At 74.9% G+C, this 17427-nt stretch carries 17 protein-coding genes; 10 read left to right on the top strand and 7 right to left on the bottom strand.

The window, feature by feature from the left end; genetic code table 11:
• The 10 genes from ACFYXU_RS08055 (at nucleotide 1) to lgt (ending at nucleotide 8957) form a co-directional block, all read left to right on the top strand.
• Nucleotides 1-1491, top strand: coding sequence for an anthranilate synthase component I (locus ACFYXU_RS08055; RefSeq protein WP_389408277.1), 1491 nt, complete (start codon nucleotides 1-3; stop codon nucleotides 1489-1491).
• Between the two features lie 14 nt (nucleotides 1492-1505).
• Nucleotides 1506-2156 carry a TIGR02234 family membrane protein gene (locus tag ACFYXU_RS08050; protein ID WP_376510019.1) on the top strand — a complete coding sequence of 217 codons (651 nt, stop codon included), beginning with the start codon at nucleotides 1506-1508 and terminating at the stop codon, nucleotides 2154-2156.
• Nucleotides 2157-2293: 137 nt separating this feature from the next.
• Entirely contained in the window at nucleotides 2294-2548 is a 255-nt protein-coding gene (locus ACFYXU_RS08045) for an HGxxPAAW family protein (RefSeq protein ID WP_329856656.1), read from the top strand.
• A gap of 401 nt (nucleotides 2549-2949) precedes the next feature.
• Nucleotides 2950-3372 carry a DUF2752 domain-containing protein gene (locus ACFYXU_RS08040; RefSeq protein ID WP_389408377.1) on the top strand — a complete coding sequence of 141 codons (423 nt, stop codon included), beginning with the start codon at nucleotides 2950-2952 and terminating at the stop codon, nucleotides 3370-3372.
• A 149-nt stretch (nucleotides 3373-3521) separates the two neighbouring features.
• A complete protein-coding gene (gene trpC, locus ACFYXU_RS08035) occupies nucleotides 3522-4331 on the top strand; it encodes an indole-3-glycerol phosphate synthase TrpC (RefSeq protein ID WP_389456913.1) in 810 nt (269 codons plus the stop codon).
• Between the two features lie 7 nt (nucleotides 4332-4338).
• Complete coding sequence (trpM, locus tag ACFYXU_RS08030; RefSeq protein ID WP_389456911.1) at nucleotides 4339-4620, top strand: tryptophan biosynthesis modulator TrpM; 282 nt, start codon at nucleotides 4339-4341, stop codon at nucleotides 4618-4620.
• A 308-nt stretch (nucleotides 4621-4928) separates the two neighbouring features.
• The gene (trpB, locus tag ACFYXU_RS08025; RefSeq protein WP_389456909.1) at nucleotides 4929-6167 is read left to right on the top strand and encodes a tryptophan synthase subunit beta; all 1239 of its coding nucleotides are present in this window, start codon (nucleotides 4929-4931) and stop codon (nucleotides 6165-6167) included.
• Nucleotides 6164-6985 (top strand): tryptophan synthase subunit alpha, encoded by an 822-nt coding sequence (gene trpA, locus ACFYXU_RS08020; RefSeq protein ID WP_329856651.1) that lies wholly within the window; start codon nucleotides 6164-6166, stop codon nucleotides 6983-6985. Before trpB ends, trpA begins: the two co-directional genes overlap by 4 nt.
• Nucleotides 6986-7049: 64 nt before the next feature.
• A complete protein-coding gene (locus tag ACFYXU_RS08015; RefSeq protein ID WP_329856650.1) occupies nucleotides 7050-7874 on the top strand; it encodes a thioredoxin domain-containing protein in 825 nt (274 codons plus the stop codon).
• 87 nt (nucleotides 7875-7961) lie between these two features.
• Entirely contained in the window at nucleotides 7962-8957 is a 996-nt protein-coding gene (lgt, locus tag ACFYXU_RS08010; protein WP_389456907.1) for a prolipoprotein diacylglyceryl transferase, read from the top strand.
• A gap of 58 nt (nucleotides 8958-9015) precedes the next feature.
• On the opposite strand, the gene ACFYXU_RS08005 is transcribed toward lgt, so the two are convergent.
• Genes ACFYXU_RS08005 through ACFYXU_RS07975 form a run of 7 tightly spaced genes read right to left on the bottom strand, consistent with a single transcriptional unit; the run spans nucleotide 9016 to nucleotide 17192 of the window.
• Entirely contained in the window at nucleotides 9016-9939 is a 924-nt protein-coding gene (locus ACFYXU_RS08005; RefSeq protein WP_389456905.1) for an HpcH/HpaI aldolase/citrate lyase family protein, read from the bottom strand.
• The gene (locus ACFYXU_RS08000; RefSeq protein WP_389456903.1) at nucleotides 9936-11159 is read right to left on the bottom strand and encodes a CaiB/BaiF CoA transferase family protein; all 1224 of its coding nucleotides are present in this window, start codon (nucleotides 11157-11159) and stop codon (nucleotides 9936-9938) included. Before ACFYXU_RS08000 ends, ACFYXU_RS08005 begins: the two co-directional genes overlap by 4 nt.
• Nucleotides 11156-12076, bottom strand: coding sequence for a ribokinase (gene rbsK / locus ACFYXU_RS07995; RefSeq protein ID WP_389456901.1), 921 nt, complete (start codon nucleotides 12074-12076; stop codon nucleotides 11156-11158). Before rbsK ends, ACFYXU_RS08000 begins: the two co-directional genes overlap by 4 nt.
• Nucleotides 12073-13551 (bottom strand): ADP-ribosylglycohydrolase family protein, encoded by a 1479-nt coding sequence (locus tag ACFYXU_RS07990; RefSeq protein ID WP_389456898.1) that lies wholly within the window; start codon nucleotides 13549-13551, stop codon nucleotides 12073-12075. Before ACFYXU_RS07990 ends, rbsK begins: the two co-directional genes overlap by 4 nt.
• Complete coding sequence (locus tag ACFYXU_RS07985) at nucleotides 13548-14714, bottom strand: ADP-ribosylglycohydrolase family protein (protein WP_389456896.1); 1167 nt, start codon at nucleotides 14712-14714, stop codon at nucleotides 13548-13550. Before ACFYXU_RS07985 ends, ACFYXU_RS07990 begins: the two co-directional genes overlap by 4 nt.
• On the bottom strand, nucleotides 14680-16200 hold the full coding sequence (locus tag ACFYXU_RS07980) for an ADP-ribosylglycohydrolase family protein (RefSeq protein ID WP_389456894.1): 1521 nt from the start codon (nucleotides 16198-16200) through the stop codon (nucleotides 14680-14682). Before ACFYXU_RS07980 ends, ACFYXU_RS07985 begins: the two co-directional genes overlap by 35 nt.
• A complete protein-coding gene (locus tag ACFYXU_RS07975; RefSeq protein WP_361394206.1) occupies nucleotides 16197-17192 on the bottom strand; it encodes an ADP-ribosylglycohydrolase family protein in 996 nt (331 codons plus the stop codon). The genes ACFYXU_RS07980 and ACFYXU_RS07975 overlap by 4 nt, the downstream gene beginning before the upstream one ends.
• Nucleotides 17193-17427: the final 235 nt, after the last annotated feature.

Genomic DNA, 17427 nt, shown 5'->3' with positions numbered 1-17427 from the left:
ATGGATCTCGAGACCTTCCGCAAGCTGGCGGCCGACCGCCGCGTCATCCCCGTCAGCCGCAGGCTCCTCGCGGACGGCGACACCCCGGTCGGGCTCTACCGCAAGCTCGCCGCCGAACGCCCCGGCACCTTCCTCCTCGAATCCGCGGAGAACGGCCGCAGCTGGTCCCGGTACTCCTTCGTCGGAGTCCGCAGCGACGCCACCCTGACGGTGAGGGACGGACAGGCCCACTGGCTCGGCACCCCGCCCGTCGGCGTCCCCGTCGACGGCGACCCGCTCGCCGCCCTGCGCGCCACCGTCGAGACCCTCCACACCCCGCGCGACCTCGCGTCGGGCATGCCCCCGTTCACCGGCGGCATGGTCGGCTACCTCGGCTACGACATCGTCCGCCGCCTGGAGAAGATCGGCGAGCACACCTCCGACGACCTGCGGCTCCCCGAGCTGACCATGCTCCTCACCAGCGACCTCGCGGTCCTCGACCACTGGGACGGCTCGGTCCTGCTGATCGCCAACGCGATCAACCACAACGACCTGGAGACCGGCGTCGACGAGGCGTACGCGCACGCCGTCGCCCGCCTCGACGCCATGGAGGCCGACCTGGCCCGCCCGGTCGAGACCGCCCCCGCCGCCCTGCCGCCCTCCGCGCTCCCCGAGTTCTCCGCCCTCTGGGGCGGCAAGGCCTACCAGGACGCCGTCGAGGACATCAAGGAGCGCATCCGCGCCGGCGAGGCCTTCCAGGTCGTACCCTCGCAGCGCTTCGAGACCCCCTGCACCGCGAGCGCGCTCGACGTGTACCGGGTCCTGCGGGCCACCAACCCGTCCCCGTACATGTACCTCTTCCGCTTCGAGAACGGCTTCGACGTCGTCGGCTCCTCACCCGAGGCCCTCGTCAAGGTCGAGGACGGCCGGGCCATGGTCCACCCCATCGCCGGCACCCGGCACCGCGGCGCCACCCCGCAGGAGGACCACGACCTCGCCGAGGAACTGCTCGCCGACCCCAAGGAGCGCGCCGAGCACCTCATGCTCGTCGACCTCGGCCGCAACGACCTCGGCCGGGTCTGTGCCCCGGGCTCGGTGGAGGTCGTCGACTTCATGTCGATCGAGCGCTACTCCCACGTCATGCACATCGTCTCCACCGTCACCGGCCAGGTCGCCGAGGGCCGCACCGCCTTCGACGTCCTCACCGCCTGCTTCCCCGCGGGGACGCTCTCCGGCGCGCCCAAGCCCCGCGCCATGCAGATCATCGAGGAGCTCGAACCCTCCCGCCGCGGCCTCTACGGCGGGTGTGTCGGTTATCTCGATTTCGCCGGGGACGCCGACACCGCCATCGCCATCCGCACCGCCCTGCTCCGCGACGGGACGGCGTACGTGCAGGCCGGAGCGGGTGTCGTGGCCGACTCCGACCCGGTCGGCGAGGACAACGAGTGCCGCAACAAGGCCGCCGCGGTGCTCCGCGCCGTCCACACCGCCAACCGGATGAACGCCGGCTGAGCCCGTAGGGGATAGTGGGGTACGTGAGTGCCGTACCCGTACCCCAGCCCCGGGCCGCCCGCGTGGCCGTCCCCACCGGCGGCCGCCGCAGCCTGGCCGCGGCCCTCCTCCTCGGTGCCCTCGGCGCCACCGTCGTCCTGCTCTCCGCGGGCCAGATCTGGGCGGAGGGCACCGCGTCCGTCGGCGGCGGCACCGTCCCCGTCCGGGCCGACGGCGGCACCGTCACCGGCGTACCGACCGCCCTCGCGATCGTCGGGCTCGCGGCGCTCTTCGCCGTCTTCGCCGTCCGCCGCACCGGCCGCACCCTCGTCTCCGCGCTCCTCGCGCTCAGCGGCGCGGGCGCCGCGCTCGCCGCGGTACTCGGCGCCTCCGACCGCTCCGCGCTCGACGACGAGGCGGCCAGGATCAGCGGCGACACCGCCGCCGCGGTCGCCGGCCTCACCCACACGGCCTGGCCCTACGTGACCGCCGCCGGCGCCGTCCTCATCCTGCTCGCCGGGCTCCTCGCCCTCCGGTTCGGCCGGAACTGGCCCGCGATGGGCGGCCGCTACGAGCGCTCCGGCGCGCCGCGCGCCGCGCGCAAGGCCCCCACGACCGACCCGGACCGGCCCGAGGACCTCTGGAAGGCCCTCGACCGGGGCGAGGACCCGACCCGGGGAGCCTGAGCGGGGGAGCCGACCGCGACGCGTGATCGTCCCGGTACCCCCGATTCATCCTCGCGGGCCCGCGTGCGGGACAATGAGCGCCGAGTGTCCGCGCACGCGAGACCTCACCATCGAGCAACTGCAACGAGGAGCAACTCATGGCGGGCAGCGCCCACGGACACACCCCGGCCGCCTGGACCGGTGTCATCATCTCCTTCATCGGCTTCTGCATCGCCGGCGTCTTCATGGTGGCCGCGAACGTGCCCGCCTTCTGGGCCGGCGTGGGCGTCATCGTCCTCGGCGGCATCGTCGGCGGCGCGATGAAGGCGGCCGGCCTCGGCATGCCGAAGGAGTCGGCGGACGTCACCGCCGCCCGCGAGACCGCGACCGCGACCGCCCGGGCCCGCGCCTGACGCGACACGACGCATCCGAGGGCGCAGTCCGGCGGTGCCGGGCTGCGCCCTCGCGCGTCAGGGGCGAGAATCACCGCGTGGACCCGCAGCCGACGGCCGGAGCCGTGACCGATTCCCCCACCCAGCCGGGTGACCCCGCGCACCCGAACGCCACGGCACCGGAGCCCGCCGCTTCGGCGAACGGCCCGTCCGGCGGCCCCTCCGGCCCGTCCAGCGGCCCCTCCGGGCCTTCCGGCGGTCCCGGTGATGCGCGGGACGGAGCGCCCGGCGACCCCGACGCGCCGTACGCGGCTCCCGGCCACCCCGATGCGTCCCACGGCCCGGTCCTGGCGGCCCCGGGGTCCGGCGGACCCGTGCCGCAGGGTTACGTTCCCGGTGGCCCCTCCTGGTCCGGTCCGTACGTGCCCGCGCCGCCGCCCCCGGCCCGCTCGCTCGCACGGCGGCTGCTCGCGCCCGCCGGGACCCTCGCCGGGGTCGCCGCCGCCTTCGCCTACGTCGGGACCGTCGACCCCAACGAACCCGGCCACTACCCCGTCTGCCCGCTCCTCCGCTTCACCGGCCTCTACTGCCCCGGCTGCGGCGGGCTCCGCAGCGCCCACGCCTTCGTCCACGGCGACCTCCCGGCCGCCCTCGGCTCCAACGCCCTCGCCGTCGTCGGCTACGGGATCTTCGCGGTCGTCATGGGCGTGTGGCTGGTTCGCGCCGTCCGCGGAGCACCCATGCGCCTCGCGGTCTCCCCGTACCTGTGGTGGGGGATCGGGGCCGTCCTCGCCCTCTTCACGCTGGTCAGGAACCTGCCCTTCGGCTCCGCGCTGGCCCCCTGAGAGCCTCCCGAGGGCGCGCCCGGACCACGTCCGGAGTCCCAGCAGATGGGACACCACTCCGGCCGATGCGGGTCCGGGGCCGTCCTGCGGATAGGATCGAAGTGGCTGAACCTCGTTCATCATCACCGTCCCGGAAGGGGGCCCCTCGCGTGAGTGTGCTCGACGAGATCATCGACGGCGTGCGCGCCGACCTCGCAGAGCGGCAGGCGCGGGTCACCCTCGACGAGCTCAAGGAGCGTGCCGCCAAGGCGCCGCAGGCCAAGGACGGCGTCGCCGCACTGCGCGGCGAGGGCGTCAAGGTGATCTGCGAGGTCAAGCGCTCCAGCCCGTCCAAGGGCGCGCTCGCCGCGATCGCCGACCCGGCCGGTCTCGCCGCCGACTACGAGGCCGGTGGCGCCGCCGTCATCTCCGTCCTCACCGAGCAGCGCCGCTTCGGCGGCTCGCTCGCCGACCTGGAGGCCGTCCGCGCCAAGGTCGACATCCCCGTGCTGCGCAAGGACTTCATCGTCACCGCGTACCAGCTCTGGGAAGCGCGGGCGTACGGAGCGGACCTCGCGCTCCTCATCGTCGCCGCCCTGGAGCAGGAGGCCCTGGTCTCCCTCATCGAGCGCGCCGAGTCCATCGGGCTGACCCCGCTGGTCGAGGTCCACGACGAGGAGGAGGTCGAGCGGGCCGTCGACGCGGGCGCCCGCATCATCGGCGTCAACGCGCGCAACCTCAAGACCCTCAAGGTCGACCGCTCCACCTTCGAGCGGGTCGCCCCGGAGATCCCGTCGCACATCGTCAAGATCGCCGAGTCCGGCGTCCGCGGCCCGCACGACCTCATCGCCTACGCCAACGCGGGCGCCGACGCGGTCCTCGTCGGCGAGTCCCTCGTCACCGGCCGCGACCCGAAGGCCGCCGTCGCCGACCTCGTCGCCGCCGGCGCCCACCCGGCCCTGCGCCACGGCCGGAGCTGACCGCGCCATGACCCCCCGCCACGACACGCCGACACCCCCGGGCAGCGCCCGGGGGACGCTCGGCGCGTCGTCGGCGACCCCCGTGGGACGCCGCCGCCTGCTCCGTACGGCCGCGTCCGTCCCCGCCCACGCCCCCCTGGCCCGGGGCTGCCGTCCGCGCGGCTGCCGCGCGCCCGCCCGCCGTGTCCACGGCCGCCGGGTGCGCTACGTCATCGGCTCCGAGCCCGGCCAGGTCAACGGCATGCGATGGCGCGCGCGCCTCGCGCGCGTTCTCACGTACGACGTCTGAGCACTCCGCTGCCCGTGTGGGCAATCGTCCCGCTGGGGCGGGACGGGTGGGCACACGGGACGGCGCCCCCGGCGGCGCATCGAGCCCCTGCGCCCGGACCCGCGCCCCGGTGCGGCCCCGCACGGGTGCGGGTCCAGGCTCGTAGGCCTCCGGCGCCGGCAAGGGCGCCGTCCGTTGTGCCCACCCGTTCCGCCCCGGCGGAACGCATGCCCACAACGGCGGTGCTGCCGCTCCGGAATCCCTCGCGCGCATACCGTGACCCCCAACCCCACGTATCCCGGGGCACCCGCCCCGCGAGGAGCATCCGCATGTCCAGCGAGTTCTTCCTTCCCGACCTGGACGGTCAGGTCCCCAATCCCGAGGGCTACTTCGGTGACTTCGGCGGCAAGTTCATCCCGGAGGCGCTCGTCGCCGCCGTCGACGAGGTCGCCGTCGAGTACGACAAGGCCAAGGCCGACCCCGAGTTCGCCCGCGAGCTCAACGACCTGATGGTCAACTACACCGGCCGCCCGAGCGCCCTCACCGAGGTGCCCCGGTTCGCCGAGCACGCCGGCGGCGCCCGGATCTTCCTCAAGCGCGAGGACCTCAACCACACCGGCTCGCACAAGATCAACAACGTGCTCGGGCAGGCCCTCCTGACCAAGCGCATGGGCAAGACGCGGGTCATCGCCGAGACCGGCGCAGGCCAGCACGGCGTGGCCACCGCCACCGCCTGCGCCCTCTTCGGCCTCGAATGCACCATCTACATGGGCGAGGTCGACACCCAGCGCCAGGCCCTCAACGTGGCCCGGATGCGGATGCTCGGCGCCGAGGTCGTCGCCGTGACGTCCGGCAGCCGGACCCTCAAGGACGCCATCAACGAGGCCTTCCGCGACTGGGTCGCCAACGTGGACCGGACGCACTACCTCTTCGGCACCGTCGCGGGACCGCACCCCTTCCCCGCCATGGTCCGCGACTTCCACCGGGTCATCGGCGTCGAGGCCCGCCGCCAGCTCCTGGAGCGCGCCGGGCGCCTGCCCGACGCGGCCATCGCCTGCGTCGGCGGCGGCTCCAACGCCATCGGGCTCTTCCACGCCTTCGTGACGGACGCGGACGTGCGCCTGATCGGCTGCGAGCCGGCCGGCCACGGCGTCGAGACCGGCGAGCACGCGGCCACCCTCACCGCGGGCGAGCCCGGCATCCTCCACGGCTCCCGTTCCTACGTCCTCCAGGACGAGGAGGGGCAGATCACCGAGCCGTACTCGATCTCCGCCGGACTCGACTACCCCGGCATCGGCCCGGAGCACGCCTACCTCAAGGACAGCGGCCGCGGCGAGTACCGCGCCGTCACCGACGACGCCGCCATGCAGGCGCTGCGGCTGCTCTCCCGCACGGAGGGCATCATCCCGGCCATCGAGTCGGCGCACGCCCTCGCCGGGGCCCTGGAGGTCGGCAAGGAGCTCGGCAAGGACGCCCTGCTGCTGGTCAACCTCTCGGGGCGCGGCGACAAGGACATGGACACGGCCGCCCGCTACTTCGGGCTGTACGACGGGGAGGGCTCCAAGTGACGACCGGAAACATCCAGCTGCTGAGCGACACCCTCGCCAAGGCGAAGGCCGACAACCGGGCCGCGCTCATCGCGTACCTCCCGGCCGGCTTCCCCACGGTCGACGGCGGCATCGCCGCGATCAAGGCCGTCTTCGACGGGGGCGCCGACATCGTCGAGGTCGGGCTCCCGCACAGCGACCCGGTCCTCGACGGCCCGGTCATCCAGACCGCCGACGACATCGCCCTGCGCGGCGGCGTGAAGATCGCCGACGTCATGCGGACGGTCCGTGAGGCCCACGCGGCCACCGGCAAGCCCGTCCTGGTCATGACGTACTGGAACCCGATCGACCGGTACGGCGTCGAGCGCTTCACCGAGGAGCTCGCCGAGGCCGGCGGCGCGGGCTGCATCCTGCCCGACCTGCCCGTCCAGGAGTCCGCCGTCTGGCGCGAGCACGCCGACAAGCACGGTCTGGCGACCGTCTTCGTCGTCGCGCCCAGCAGCAAGGACGCGCGCCTCGCCACCATCACCGCCGCCGGCTCCGGCTTCGTCTACGCCGCCTCCCTCATGGGCGTGACCGGCACCCGGGAATCGGTCGGCGAGTCCGCGGCGGACCTGGTCCGCCGCACCCGCGCCACCTCCGAGATCCCCGTCTGCGTGGGACTCGGCGTCTCCAACGCCGCCCAGGCGCGTGAGGTCGCGGCCTTCGCCGACGGCGTCATCGTCGGCTCCGCCTTCGTGAAGCGGATCCTCGACGCCGACGGCGACGAGGCGGCCGGACTCACCGCCGTAAGGGAACTGGCGGCCGAACTCGCCGAGGGCGTCCGCCGCGCGTCGTAGCCCGTTCGGGTGGACATCGGGCCGGGGAGGCGCGCATGTGCCTCCCCGGTTCGTTGCCTGGGGCGTGAGCGAGAAGAACAGCGGTGACGGTAACCGGAGCGCGCGGGAGCGCCTCCAGCAGCAGCGCGAGCGCGACAAGGCCCGCGAGAAGCAGCGGCGCGTCCTGATCGTGTCGGCGGCGGTGGTCGGCGTCCTCGGCCTGGCCGCGATCGTCGGCGTGATCGCCGCCGGCGGGAACGACGACGGCGGCTCCGACAAGGCGAGCCCGGTGGTCGCGCCGACCGGGGCGACCGACGAGGACGCCAAGCCCGCCATCCCCACAGGCAAGGCGGACGCCCCCTCGACGCTCACGATCTGGGAGGACTTCCGCTGCCCGGCGTGCGCCCAGTTCGAGAACGTCATGCGGGACTCCATCCACGAGCTCGAGGCCTCCGGCGCCCTCAAGGTCGACTACCACCTCGCCACCCTCATCGACGGGAACATGAGCGGCAGCGGCTCGCTGCGCGCGGCCAACGCCGCCGCGTGCGCCCAGGACGCGGGGAAGTTCACCGCGTACCACGACACGCTCTACATCAACCAGCCGCCCGAGACGGACGACGCCTACGCGAAGAACGACAAGCTGATCGAGCTGGCGGCGAAGGTGCCGGGCCTCGACACCCCGGCCTTCCGCAGCTGTGTGAACGACGGCACCCACGACAGCTGGGTGAAGAAGTCGAACGAGGCCTTCCAGAACGGCGGCTTCCGCGGCACCCCCACGGTCCTCCTCAACGGCGAGTCGATCTTCCCGACCAAGGGGAACGAGCAGATCTCACCGGAGAACCTGAAGAAGTGGGTCGCCGAGGCCAACAAGGGCCGGAAGCCGGGCACCGCCTCCCCGTCGGCGGGCTAGGACCGGCCGGTCCGGACGATTGGTTATCCAGAAGTTGCCGGGTGGGCTGCCGTCCCGCCCGCCCGGCAGGGTAGCGTCGGACCTGCCATGGACCTTGCCTACATTCCCAGCCCCTCGACCGGCGTGATCCACCTCGGACCGATCCCGCTGCGCGGCTATGCCTTCTGCATCATCATCGGTGTCTTCGTCGCCGTCTGGCTCGGCAACAAGCGCTGGATCGCCCGGGGCGGCACCGCCGGCACCGTGGCCGACATCGCCGTCTGGGCGGTGCCCTTCGGCCTCGTCGGCGGACGCCTCTACCACGTGATCACCGACTACCAGCTGTACTTCAGCGAGGGTGAGAACTGGGTCGACGCCTTCAAGATCTGGGAGGGCGGCCTCGGCATCTGGGGCGCCATCGCGCTCGGCGCGGTGGGTGCCTGGATCGGCTGCCGCCGCCGGGGCATCCCGCTCCCGGCCTACGCCGACACCATCGCCCCCGGCATCGCCTTCGCCCAGGCCATCGGCCGCTGGGGCAACTGGTTCAACCAGGAGCTCTACGGCAAGCCGACCGACCTGCCCTGGGCCCTGAAGATCAGCGCGGGCGCGAACCGCGAGGCCGGGCTCTACCACCCGACCTTCCTGTACGAGTCGCTCTGGTGCGTCGGCGTCGGCTTCCTCGTCATCTGGGCCGACCGCCGCTTCAAGCTCGGCCACGGCCGCGCCTTCGCCCTCTACGTCGCCGCCTACTGCGCCGGCCGCGTCTGGACCGAGTACCTGCGCGTCGACGAGGCCCACCACGTGCTCGGCCTCCGCCTGAACGTGTGGACGGCGATCATCGTCCTCCTGCTCGCGGTGGTCTACCTGGTGCTCTCGGCGCGGCTGCGCCCCGGCCGCGAGGAGATCGTGGAGCCGAAGAGGGACGAGGCGGACAGGAAGAACGCGAAGAGCGGGAAGGCCGTCGGCGCCGAGGACGCGGAGCCGAAGGACGCCGCCGAGGACCCGGACACGGACGGTGCCACGGACCCCGAGCCGTCCGCGGACTCCGGGGAACCCGAGACGGAGAAGTCGGGCAACGGGGCCGGATCGGCCGCCACGAGCTGAGCCACCCCGGTCGGAGGGCCGTCGGGACCGAGAGGTCCCGGCGGCCCTCTGCCGTGCGTCACCCGGCCCGACCCGCGAGGGCGAGGACCCGGCGGGCGCCCTCCACCACCGCCGCGTCGACGAACCGGCCGTCGGGCAGGGCGAGGGCCCCCCGCCCGGTCGCGGCCGCCTCCACGACCTCACGGGCCGCGTCGACCTCCTGCGGGGTGGGGAGGTAGGCGCGCTCGATCACCGGGAGCTGGCGGGGGTGGATGGCCGCACGCCCGAGGAAGCCCATGGCACGGCCCCGGGAGCACCCGGCGGCCAGCGCGTCCAGGTCGCCGACGTCCGGGTGGACCGACTGGACGGGCGGCGGGAGGGCGGCGGCCCGGGCCGCGACCACCACGCGCCCACGCGGCCAGTCGAGGCCGCTGTCCTCCCGCACCCCCAGGTCGGCGCGGAGGTCCGCCTCGCCGAGGGAGATGCCGCGGACGTCGGGGTGCGCGGTGGCGATGGCGTAGGCGTGCTCCACGGCGAGGGCGTTCTCCAGGAGCGGGTAGAGGGGCAGCCCCGGGGCGAGGGCCGCGATCCGGTGGATGTCAGTGGCGTGTGTCACCTTGGGTACACGGATGCCGCGGAGGCCGGGGAGGGGGGCCAGGGTGGGGATGTCGTGCGGGGTGTGGACGCGGACGTGCACCGGGACGGGGTGCTCGTCGGCGAGGAGATCGGCCGTGGCGTCGAGGGCGTACGCCTTGCGGTGCGGGGCGACCGCGTCCTCCAGATCGACGATCACGACGTCGGCGCCGGAGGCCAGGGCCTTGCGGACCACGTCGGGCCGGTCACCGGGGGCGTACAGCCAGGTGAGGGGCGCGCGCGTCCGTTCGACGGCTCTTGTCCGGCGGCCCGTGGCCGGCCGCTCGTCGGCGCCCGTCCGTTCGCCCGCGTCCGTCCGTTCGCCCGTGATCGGCCGTTCGTCGTCGGCGGGGCCGTTGAGGGGGCTCATACCGCTCCCTGCTCGCGGAGGGCGTCGATCTGGGCGGGGCCGAGACCGAGTTCGGTGAGGACGGCGGTGGTGTCCGCGCCGTGCGGGCGGCCGGACCAGCGGATGGCTCCGGGCGTCTCGGAGAGCCGGAAGAGGACGTTCTGCATCCTGATCGGGCCGAGCTCCGGGTCGTCCACCTCGGTCACGGTGCGGAGCGCCTGGTACTGGGGGTCGGCGACGACGTCCCGGATGTCGTAGACGGGGGCGATGGCGGCCTCCGCCTTCTCGAACGCCGCCATCGCCTCGTCACGGGTGTGGCGGGCGATCCAGGAGCCGACCGCCTCGTCCAGGACGTCCGTGTGCGCGGCCCGGCCCGACCCGTCGGCGAACCAGGGCTCGTCGATCAGCTCCGGGCGGCCGACGAGCCGCAGCACCCGCTCGGCGATCGACTGGGCGGAGGTGGAGACGGCGACCCAGGAGCCGTCCGCCGTCCGGTAGGTGTTGCGCGGGGCGTTGTTGCGGGAGCGGTTGCCGGTCCGGGGCTGGACGTATCCGAGCTGGTCGTACCAGAGGGAGTGGGGTCCGATGACGGAGAGCATCGGTTCGATGATCGCCATGTCGACGACCTGGCCGTGGCCGGTCGCCGTCCTGGCGGTGAGCGCGGTCATCACCGCGTACGCGGTGGCGAGGGCGGCGACGGAGTCGGCGAGGCCGAAGGGGGGAAGGGTCGGCGGGCCGTCCGGCTCGCCGGTGATCGCGGCGAAGCCGCTCATCGCCTCGGCGAGGGTGCCGAAGCCGGGGCGGTGGGCGTACGGCCCGAACTGGCCGAAGCCGGTGACCCGGGCCAGCACCAGACGCGGGTTGACGGCGGAGAGCTCCTCCCAGCCCAGACCCCAGCGCTCCAGGGTGCCGGGGCGGAAGTTCTCCACGATGACGTCCGCGTCGGCGGCGAGCGCCAGCAGCGTGTCGCGGCCACCGGGCGAGGAGAGGTCGAGGGTGATCGTCCGCTTGTTCCGGCCGAGGACCTTCCACCACAGGCCGATGCCGTCCTTGGCGGGGCCGTGGCCCCGGGAGGGGTCCGGCTTGCGGGGGTGCTCGACCTTGACGACGTCGGCGCCGAAGTCGCCCAGCATCATGGCCGCGAGGGGGCCGGCGAACAGCGTCGCCAGATCCAGGACGCGCAGCCCCCGCAGGGGCCCGGTGGGCTCTTCCGGCGCGGCGGCCGGGGCGGGGGAGGTCATACGGCGTCCGCCTCCAGGATGTGGGGGGAGCGGAAGGCGCCCTCGATCTCGACGCGGTACGGCATCGAGGTCGACGCGCCCTCGCGCTGGACGGAGAGCGCGGCGGCCGTCTGCGCCCAGGCGAGCGCCTCCGGGGCGGGACGGCCTTCCCCGAGGGCGACCGCGAGGGCGCCGACGAAGGTGTCGCCCGCCCCCGTGGTGTCCACGGCCCGGACCCGGGGCGCGGGCACGGCGAGCGGTTCGGCGCCGCGCGCCGCGTACAGGCTGCCGGCCGCGCCCAGCGTGACGACCACCTCGGGGACGTCCCGCAGCAGGGCCTGGGCGGCGGCGCGCGGGTCGGTGAGCCCGGTGAGCGCGGCGGCCTCGTGCTCGTTGGGGACCAGCAGGTCGGTGGCGGCCAGGAGTTCCGGCGGCAGGGGCTGCGCGGGGGCGGGGGTGAGGACGGTGCGGACGCCGAGCCGCCGGGCGGTGACGGCGCCCTCGACGACGACGGACAGGGGGAGTTCGAGCTGGAGGAGCAGGGCGTCGGCGGTGCCGATGAGGGCCTCGTCGCCGTGCGAGAGGGAGGTGACGGTGCCGTTGGCGCCGGGGACGACGACGATCGCGTTGCCGCCGTCGTCGTCGACCACGACGTGGGCGGTGCCGGAGGAGCCCTCGGCGGTGCGCAGCAGGTCGGTGTCCACCGCGCAGTGCTCCAGGGTGGCGCGGAGCCGTACCCCGAAGTCGTCGGTGCCGACCGCCCCGATCATCGCCACCTCGGCGCCCGCGCGGGCGGCGGCGACGGCCTGGTTGGCGCCCTTGCCGCCGGGGATCGTACGGAAGGAGCGGCCGGTCACCGTCTCCCCGAGGGCGGGGGCCCGCGGCACATAGGTGACGAGGTCCATGTTCGCGCTGCCGAGCACGACGATGCTGGTCATGGGCGTACTGCCTCCGTGTGTGTCAGTTCGGCCAGGCTGTCGAAGCCGATGCCGTCGAAGGACGGCACCGAGGTCGACAGCCGGTTCTTGAGGGGGGAGGTCCAGCGCTCGGGCAGCCGGTCCGGGTGGCCGGCGAGCAGCCCGGCGACCGAACCGGCCGTGGCGCCGTTGGAGTCGGTGTCCCAGCCGCCCGAGACCGCCGCGCAGACGGAGCGGGAGAAGTCGCCGTCGGCGTGCGTGAGGGCGGCGGCGAGCAGCGCGGCGTTGGGGACGGCATGCACCCAGTGGTACCCGCCGAGTTCGGTGTGCAGGCGGTCGACGACGGTCTCGAAGTCGGCCGTGGCCCGGGCCGTGGTGATGCCCAGCCGGACGGCCTCGGCCAGGCGGGAGCGCGGTGGGACCACGCCGAGGCCGGCCGCGAGCGACCGGTGGACGTCGGCGGTGCCGGTCGCGGCGGCGGCGAGGGTGCCGGCGACGAACATCGCGCCGTAGACGCCGTTGCCGGTGTGGGTGAGCACCGCGTCCCGGTGCGCCTGGGCGGCGGCGGCCGCCGGGTCGCCGGGGTGGGTCCAGCCGTGGACGTCGGCCCGGATCTGGGCGCCGATCCACTCCCGGAAGGGGTTGCGGCGGACGGCGGACAGCGGGGGTTCCACGCCGTCCAGGAGGTTGCGGTAGGCGACGCGCTCGGCCGTGAAGGTGCGGCCGGCGGGAAGTTCGTCGAGCCAGAGCCGGGCGACGTCGGCGGTGGTGAAGCCGCGGCCGTACCGCTTCAGGAGCAGCAGGTTGAGGAGGGGGTAGTTGAGGTCGTCGTCCTCGGGCATGCCGTCGATGTTCTCGGCGAGTGAGGTGAAGGAGGAGCGGCGGTTCCAGGGGTGGGCGGCGAGCAGCTCCGGCGGGACGCCCCGGGCGGTGAACCAGGTGGTGAGGGGCCAGTTGCCGGCGGCGCGGGCGAGGGCGCGGAGGCCGGCGAGGGGCAGCTTCTCGACGGGCTTGCCGAGCAGGCACCCGACGGCCCGTCCGAGCCAGGCGGCGTGGAGCCGGTCGCGGAGGGCGCCGTCCGTGCCCGCTGTGGGCCGGCGTTGCCCCGGGGCGAAGCGGGCGGTCGCGGCCTCCTCGGCGCCGCCCGTATGGTGCCGGTCCGGAGGCGCGAGCCCGGGCGCGGCCGGGGGCGCCGTCGCGGGACGCCCGTCCCCACGGGGGTGCGCCGCCAGGGCCTGGATCGCGGGGAGCGCCGTGGGCTCGTCGGCCGCCAGGGGGGACGGGAGGGACACCAGGGCGTCGAGGAGTTCCTCCGCCAGGGCGCGGAGCTCCGGGCGCGGGGTCCCGGAGGCGCCTGCCGAGGCGGGCGCCGGGGGCCCGCCCGCCTTCGACCAGCGGGCCGCGAGGGCCCGGGCGTCGCGGCCGTCCTCCGCCGCCTGGCGGAGCTCGTGGCCGACCAGGTCCTCCGGCTGGACCCAGGTCAGGCGCAGGGTCACCGGTCGGCGCTCGTCAGCGTCGCGAAGGCCGACTCGTGGGCCCGGCGGGCGTCCGTGTCCCGGGCGAAGACCTCCCGGGCCACGGCCGCAAGCGCCCGCGCCGGGGCGTGCAGGTCCAGCCGGCTCGCCTCCGCCACCTGCTTTGCCCACGCGGCGGGCACCGCAGACTCGCCGTGCAGGGCGCCCACGATCGCGCCCGCCATCGTGGCGATGGAGTCGCAGTCGCGGCCGTAGTTGACCGCGCCCAGGACCGTGCGCCGGAAGTCGCCGCCGCCGACGAGCAGCATCCCGAGGGCGATCGGGAGTTCCTCGATCGCGTGCAGCCGGGAGGGCCTGCGGGCGCCGAGGGAGGGGGCGCGGTAGTCGGGCCCGACCGTGTCGAAGGGGGCCACCGCCCTGCGCAGCGGGATGAGCGCGGTCTCGAAGTCCGTGTGGTCGGCGGCGACTTCGACGACCGCCCCGATCGCCTCGCGCGTGCCGTCCTTCGCCAGCGACAGCGCCGCGGCGACCACCGACGCCGGTGTCGCGCCCGGGGCGCAGGCCGCCGCGACGGCCGCCGCGAAGACCCCCGCCGCCTCCCGGCCGTACGAGGACTGGTGCGCTCCCGTCAGGTCGATCGCCTCGGCGTACGCGGCCGCCGGGTGGGCGGCGTTGACCAGGCCGACCGGCGCCATGTACATCGCTGCGCCGCAGTTGACGACGTTGCCGTGGCCGGCCTCGCGGGGGTCCGCGTGGCCGTAGTGGAGCCGGGTCACGATCCACTTCTCGGCGAGGAAGATCCGCTGGAGGGGGAGCGCCTCGGCCTCCAGCTCCGGGATCCAGACGGGGGAGCCCATGAGTTCGGGGACGAGGTGGTCGGCGACCGCGTACGCGTCGAGGTGGTAGCGGACCTTCTCGTACACCCGGATCAGCGCGTGGGTCATCAGGGTGTCGTCGGTGACGTGTCCGTCGCCCTTGTGGTACGGCGCGATGGGCCGGGCGGTGCGCCACTCGCCGCCGTTCCAGGGGCCGACGATCCCGGTGACGCGGCCGCCGTGCCGCTCCAGGATCTGGTCGGGGGTGTAGCCCTCCACGGGGCCGCCGAGCGCGTCGCCGACGGCGGCCCCGAGGAGACTGCCGGTGATCCGGTCATCCAGGGTGGGCACATCCGGTGTGGGTGTCATGCCGGAATTGTCCACCTGGGGCGGCCGGTTCCGTGGCTCCCAGCTGCCCGGCGAGTTCCACCAGGTCCGTCCCCGCGAGCCGGGGGAGCGCGCAGCCCGCGAGCGTCCTGCACGCCTCCCGCCAGCTCGCCGGGACCGAACGGCCGCCGCCCAGCGCGCCGGTGAGCGCGCCCGCGAGCGCCGGGGCCGAGTCGGCGACCCGGGAGAGGCAGGCGGCGGCCGGCACCGCCGCCGTCATCTCCCCCCGGGCGGCGGTGGCGAGGGCCAGGGCGACCGGGACGGTCTCGGCGGCGGCGATGCCGTAGCTGTAGACGTGGTCCACGATCTGGTGCTCCAGGACGGGGACCAGTTCGAACGCCGAGCCGGCGGCCCGGGCGAGGGTGACGGCGTACCGGGCGTTGCGCCCGATCTCGGTCGCGGGCGGGAGTTCGGCCAGCGCCGCCTCCACGGCCTCGTCGACCGTCGCCCCGCCGAGGGCCGCGGCGACGGCGGCCGCCGTGGCGCGGGCGCCGTGGACGCCGTCGCCGTCCTGGGTGTACCGCGCGTCGAACTCGGCGAGCGCGGCGGCCGCGCGGGGATCGCCGGGGTGGACGACGGCGAGGACCGCGGCCCGGACGCAGGCCGCGTCGTCGAAGAAGTGCGGGTTGTCGTGGCCGGTGGCCGGTGGGCGCAGCCCGGTGGCGAGATTGCCGAGGCCCGCCCGGACCGAGATCCGGGCCCGGAGGGGGAGCACGGCCGACTCCACCTCGGGGGCGCGGGCCGCGGCGGCGGCGACCTGTCCCGCGAGGGCGTTCCAGGCCAGGTCGACGGCGGCGCGGAGCCGGCGGTCCCGTGGGAGGCCCGCGAAGACCGGGCCCGCGGCGGCGAGGACCGCCTCGGCGGTGAAGGCCGCCCACTCGGCGTCGTCGGAGGGGCCGAGTCGGAGGGGCTCCGGGGGCTGGTTGAGGGCGATGGGGACGGGGAGGGTGGTCGTGGCGTTCTGCTCGGCGAAGGTGTCCAGTTCACGGGTGAGGCGGCGGGTCCATTCGGGCATGCGGGCGGCACGGTGCCGGGCGGCGGGCCAGCCGGCGGCGTCGCCCGCGGCGATCCCGAGGAGGAGCCCCTCGGCCCTGTCGCGGGTCGGCCTCGGCGGGGCATCGGGGTGCGGGTCCGTCCGGACACCGCCCCAGGAACCGGTCCCACGGACGGGACCGGGGCCGTGGACATGGCCGTGGCCGGGTGGGGCCGGGTGGGCGAGGCCGGGGTCCCGCGTCGGGACGGGCGCGGCCAGGTCGAGCACGTAAGAGTCCGGCGCCGGAGTGGGGTCGTGCGGGAATGTTTCCAGCAGCTCAGCCGCCAGCGTCCTGCTGTCCGGGGCCGTACCGAGCAGCTCGGCGTCCCGCGTCCGGGCGGACGGGGCCAGGTCCAGCACATGCGCGTCTCGCGTCGGGGCGGCGTCGGGCGGTCCCGGGGGGCCGCCCGCGGTGGTGGTCACGTCGGCGCTCATGCCGCCTCCTCCGGGGTGAGCAGGTCCGCGATGTCCAGGACGTGGTAGCCGCGCATCGAGGGGAGGCAGCTGCCCGTCACCGGGGCGATCGCCGCGGCCCAGTCCCTCGGGATCGCGTCCACGCCGCCCGCCGCGCCGGCCAGGGCGCCCGCCACCGCCGCCGTCGTGTCGGCGTCGCGGCCCATGTTGACCGCCGTGAGCACCGCCGTACGGAAGTCGCCCCGGGCCGCCGCGAAGGCGCCGAACGCCAGCCCGACCGCCTCCGGGGCCAGGTCGGTCCAGGGGTAGCCGCCGATGACCACCGCGGAGCGGACCTGGCGTTCCCGGGTGAGCGGGTCCGGCTGGACGCGCTGGGCCGCGACGACCGCGCGGCGCAGCGAGCGGGCCGTCCAGGAGTCCATCGGGACGACCGAGAGGGCCGCCGCGATCACGGACGTGACGCTCGCTCCCGCCATCGCCGCCGCCACCCCCGCGGCCACCGCCTGGCCGCCGTAGATGCCCTCGCCGTCGTGGCTGACGCTGCCGTCGATCGCGACGAGCCGGGCCGCCTCCGCGGGGCGGCCCGCCGCGAACACCCCGAAGGGTGCCGCGCGCATCGCGAGGCCGTCGCTCCACGCGTGGCGGTGCTGGGCCGAGATGGGGGCCGCAAGACCCCGGCGCAGGTTCTCCAGGGTGCCGCGCTCGGAGAAGCCCGCGCCGCGGAACGGGCCCTCGTCGAGGTCGGCGATCCAGTGGTGCCAGGCCCGCTCCACGTGCTGGACGGTGAGGGCGGAGCCGTGCCGGGCGAGGAGCAGCGCCGAGAAGATCGCGTACTCGGTGTCGTCGGTGCCCGCGGGGCTGTCCGTCACGAAGCCCTCGATGCGGCCCCAGCGGCGGCGGATCTCGGAGGGCCGCATGTTCTCGGCGGGGGCGCCGAGCGCGTCGCCGACGGCGAGGCCGAGGAGTGCCCCTCTCGCCCGTTCACGCGTGTCGCAGGCCGTGCTATTCACCATCTCGCGCCCCTTCCTCGGTGGGGGCGCCGACAGCGGCGCCCCGATGCTGCATCTGTGCCACCCCGGGCCGCGAACTCGCCGAAGAAACGTCTCTGTCACCCGGCTGACACCTCGCCAGATAGGGGTGACCTCAGTGAGGCGGGCCTTAGTAAGTACGGCCTGGCTTGCTGGCGGGACCCTTACATCGCGCGTACTTTCGAGGGTGTTGGGGGCGGCGGGTGCAACCCGGCCCGCC

It is taken from the genome of Streptomyces sp. NPDC002232 (assembly GCF_042890295.1).
Lineage (GTDB): Bacteria > Actinomycetota > Actinomycetes > Streptomycetales > Streptomycetaceae > Streptomyces.
This window is presented reverse-complemented; position numbering and strand designations above follow the sequence as displayed.

Bases quoted from the DNA above. Each gene is read 5' to 3' on its own strand.
- ACFYXU_RS07980 (WP_389456894.1), bottom strand. From the start codon at position 16,200: ATGAGCGCCGACGTGACCACCACCGCGGGCGGCCCCCCGGGACCGCCC.
- ACFYXU_RS08055 (WP_389408277.1), top strand. From the start codon at position 1: ATGGATCTCGAGACCTTCCGCAAGCTGGCGGCCGACCGCCGCGTCATC.
- lgt (WP_389456907.1), top strand. From the start codon at position 7,962: ATGGACCTTGCCTACATTCCCAGCCCCTCGACCGGCGTGATCCACCTC.
- trpB (WP_389456909.1), top strand. From the start codon at position 4,929: ATGTCCAGCGAGTTCTTCCTTCCCGACCTGGACGGTCAGGTCCCCAAT.
- ACFYXU_RS08005 (WP_389456905.1), bottom strand. From the start codon at position 9,939: ATGAGCCCCCTCAACGGCCCCGCCGACGACGAACGGCCGATCACGGGC.
- trpM (WP_389456911.1), top strand. From the start codon at position 4,339: ATGACCCCCCGCCACGACACGCCGACACCCCCGGGCAGCGCCCGGGGG.
- ACFYXU_RS07975 (WP_361394206.1), bottom strand. From the start codon at position 17,192: ATGGTGAATAGCACGGCCTGCGACACGCGTGAACGGGCGAGAGGGGCA.
- ACFYXU_RS08045 (WP_329856656.1), top strand. From the start codon at position 2,294: ATGGCGGGCAGCGCCCACGGACACACCCCGGCCGCCTGGACCGGTGTC.
- ACFYXU_RS07985 (WP_389456896.1), bottom strand. From the start codon at position 14,714: ATGACACCCACACCGGATGTGCCCACCCTGGATGACCGGATCACCGGC.
- ACFYXU_RS08000 (WP_389456903.1), bottom strand. From the start codon at position 11,159: ATGACCTCCCCCGCCCCGGCCGCCGCGCCGGAAGAGCCCACCGGGCCC.
- rbsK (WP_389456901.1), bottom strand. From the start codon at position 12,076: ATGACCAGCATCGTCGTGCTCGGCAGCGCGAACATGGACCTCGTCACC.